Below are 2,922 nucleotides of genomic sequence, written 5' to 3' on the forward strand. Positions count from 1 at the left end.
TAAAGGCAATTCAGGATAGCGACGGTGGCGCTGCCACACAGGTCCAGACGGTAATGCAGCGCATTGGCACTCAGCCGACGCGTGGCGCGGATACCTCGTTTTTGAATCTGGTCGATGGCTATGCCTGGTTCTTGACGAAGGATGGCGCAGCGTCTACCAACGAGGACTTTGGCGCTTTGGCTGCCCGTCAATGGACAACTCATTTAAGCCGCTATCTGCAACCGAACAGGCTAAACGAGCTAGATGCCATCCACGCTGCCGCAAAGCAGTACGGGATTGTCACGCCTTACTCGTCGATGATTGTGCTGGTGAATAGCCAGCAGCGCCGCGAGTTAAAGCAGGCAGAACAACAGTCCGATCGCTTCGATCGAGAAGTCGAAGACCCACAGCTACCCCAGCCCAACAGTTCAGACATCAGCGCCGTTCCGGAGCCTGCCGAGTGGCTGCTGCTAGTCGTCGGAGCCGGAATTATCTGGGGCTACAGGCAGGTCAAATGCACCTAACTGAATGGTTTGCTTGAGCATCATTAGACCTTCGCATGGATACAGAACCAGCCTTCACCCCTCCTCAGCGCTTGGAAAAAGCGACTAGAGCAGCGGGAAGCTGGCAGCAAACGCCCAAGCCGCCGCGATCGCGGCGGCTTGTCCGAACGTCAAATCAATTCTGAAGCCACGCTTGCAAATTGGCTAGACGGCAACTGCATTCAACCAGCCTGTGTGACGTGTAAGATGACGCTGGGTAAATTGTCTGCCCTAGGCAGAAATCTGACTGGTTGAATTGATTCGGAACAGAACGTGGAACCAGTTTGCAGGAATTGATTGTCGAGAAGCTGAAGCCTTAAATTATGAACTGTTGGGTTGCACCAAGTAGTGCCTACTAAATCAGGTTTGTGAACTTTACCTCGTTGACTGACAAAACTTCGGAAGACCTCTCCCCCAACTCCTCGCCGGCGCGGAAAAGGGAGCTAGACAAATTTCCAGTTCCCTCTCTTTGCAGGAGAGGGTTAAGGAGAGGTTTTCAGCGATTTGAGCAAACGATCTGTCAGTCAACTAGGAACTTTACTTCATGAGAAAGTCGGCTAGCTCCTCCGGCTAGCAGGACACTTAAGAAGTCGATACCGAATGAATTTTACGTAACTGGAAGCTTCTTCATGTCCTTACCAACCTCCTCAATCCCGCAGCCCCAAACCACCGGGAAGTATCTCGTGTTGCTAAACGAAGAACAGGTAGATACTGGCATTCAGGTGTTGAGCGATCGCACTGGAATCCAAAACTTTGCCCACGCCAGAGACTTTGCCGATGCGCCACCCCCCGAACAGCTTGCCAGCAATGAGCCGCTGGTATTCGACAATCTGGGCGTCGCCGTGGTTAGCCTCGACCCCGAACAGCTCCAGGCTGCAAACATTGCCGTTGCCAGCAGCAGCGCGTTGCTGACGATCGAGCCAGAGCGGATAGTGTATGCGATTCAAAATCCCAGATTGCTGCCCTTCGGTGAGGACGTGCCGCAGGTGCCTTCCTCCGATAGCGTCAGCGTTTCCATCGACTATTTGAAGGGATACCGGGATGGCGTGAACCAACTGGTCGATAGCATTTTGCAGAGCGAAAGAGCTGTCGCGGAAGAATTCTCCAGTCTTGCCAGCAATGCCGAATTTACCTGGGGCTTGCAGCAAACGAAGGTCAATACCTCTAGCCACAGCGGCTTGGGCATCAAAGTGGCGGTGCTGGATACAGGCATGGATTTGACCCATCCGGACTTTGTTGGACGCACGATCGTAGAGAAGTCCTTTATCGAAGGCGAAACGGTGCAGGACGGCAACGGACACGGGACGCACTGCATTGGCACGGCTTGTGGCTCTCGGTTGCCTGCGGTGCTACCCCGATATGGAGTTGCCTATAACGCTGAGATCTACGCAGGCAAGGTATTGAGCAATGAGGGCAGCGGCGCGGATGGTGGCATCTTAGGGGGAATTAACTGGGCGATCGCCAGCGGTTGCCCAATCATCTCTATGTCCCTGGGTGCCCGCGTACTGCCTGGACAGAAATATTCCGACGTCTACGAGCAGGTAGCACAGCGAGCGCTTGCACAGGGCACGCTGATCATCGCGGCGGCTGGAAACGACAGCTTCCGGCAGTTTGGGCTAGTTTTTCCGGTCAGCCATCCCGCCAACTGCCCCTCCATCCTGGCAGTTGCCGCCGTCACCGATAAACTCCGCCCTGCCTCCTTCTCGAACGGCGGCACGCAACCGGACGGTGGGCAAATCGATATCGCTGCCCCCGGTGTAGACATCTACTCCTCGTGGTTTATGCCGACCCGCTACAACACCATTAGCGGCACCAGTATGGCAACTCCCCACGTTGCTGGAATTGCGGCGCTCTATGCCGAAGCCACTGGGGCTAGAGGGCAAGAACTCTGGTCGCAGTTGACGCGGAACGCGCTGCGGTTGTCGTCACGATCGCGGGATGTCGGCAACGGCTTAGCGCAAGCGATTCAGTAAGTTAGTTAGCGTTGAGGCATGCCCCTATCGCGGTACGCCTCAACGCCATAAAGTTAATGGTTCAAGGCTACTGGTGGCTCGGATAATGAGGGTACTCTCAACTTGCTGGAGTGCAGGTAATGGCGAAGGTCAATTTAACCGTCTCAGTTGCAGATAGCCATCTCGATCGCATCTTGGATGTCGCAGAAGGGCTGCGGGCTGCGGGACTGCAGGTGCAGCAGATTATGGATGCGATCGGCGTCATCATCGGCACCTGTGAGGCAGAGCAGGTTGGGGCACTATCGCAGGTTGCTGGAGTGGCGCATATCGAAAAAGCTCAAGGGTTTCAGCTTCAGCCGCCCGATTCCCCAATTCAGTAGACAAAAGGATTGCGGGTTAATTTGTTCGCGTTCACATGGCTTCTAATTTATGCTGCGCCAATTCCGATT

At 54.8% G+C, this 2,922-nt stretch carries 3 protein-coding genes and 1 pseudogene; all 4 read left to right on the plus strand.

The annotated features are described in order from the left end of the window. A pseudogene (locus tag H6F43_RS11260) lies at positions 1 to 503 on the plus strand (hypothetical protein); the annotation flags it as partial. A gap of 35 nt (positions 504 to 538) precedes the next feature. Beyond that, entirely contained in the window at positions 539 to 667 is a 129-nt protein-coding gene (locus H6F43_RS22680; RefSeq protein ID WP_277879925.1) for a hypothetical protein, read from the plus strand. A 483-nt stretch (positions 668 to 1,150) separates the two neighbouring features. Then, complete coding sequence (locus H6F43_RS11265) at positions 1,151 to 2,494, plus strand: S8 family serine peptidase (protein ID WP_190342858.1); 1,344 nt, start codon at positions 1,151 to 1,153, stop codon at positions 2,492 to 2,494. 119 nt (positions 2,495 to 2,613) lie between these two features. Continuing rightward, a complete protein-coding gene (locus tag H6F43_RS11270; RefSeq protein ID WP_190342859.1) occupies positions 2,614 to 2,853 on the plus strand; it encodes a ketohydroxyglutarate aldolase in 240 nt (79 codons plus the stop codon). Positions 2,854 to 2,922 lie beyond the last annotated feature (69 nt).

The organism is Leptolyngbya sp. FACHB-36 (genome assembly GCF_014695955.1).
GTDB lineage: Bacteria > Cyanobacteriota > Cyanobacteriia > Leptolyngbyales > Leptolyngbyaceae > FACHB-36.

Excerpts from the sequence above, each read along its gene's own strand:
- H6F43_RS22680 (WP_277879925.1), top strand. The coding sequence starts at position 539 with ATGGATACAGAACCAGCCTTCACCCCTCCTCAGCGCTTGGAAAAAGCG.
- H6F43_RS11265 (WP_190342858.1), top strand. The coding sequence starts at position 1,151 with ATGTCCTTACCAACCTCCTCAATCCCGCAGCCCCAAACCACCGGGAAG.
- H6F43_RS11270 (WP_190342859.1), top strand. The coding sequence starts at position 2,614 with ATGGCGAAGGTCAATTTAACCGTCTCAGTTGCAGATAGCCATCTCGAT.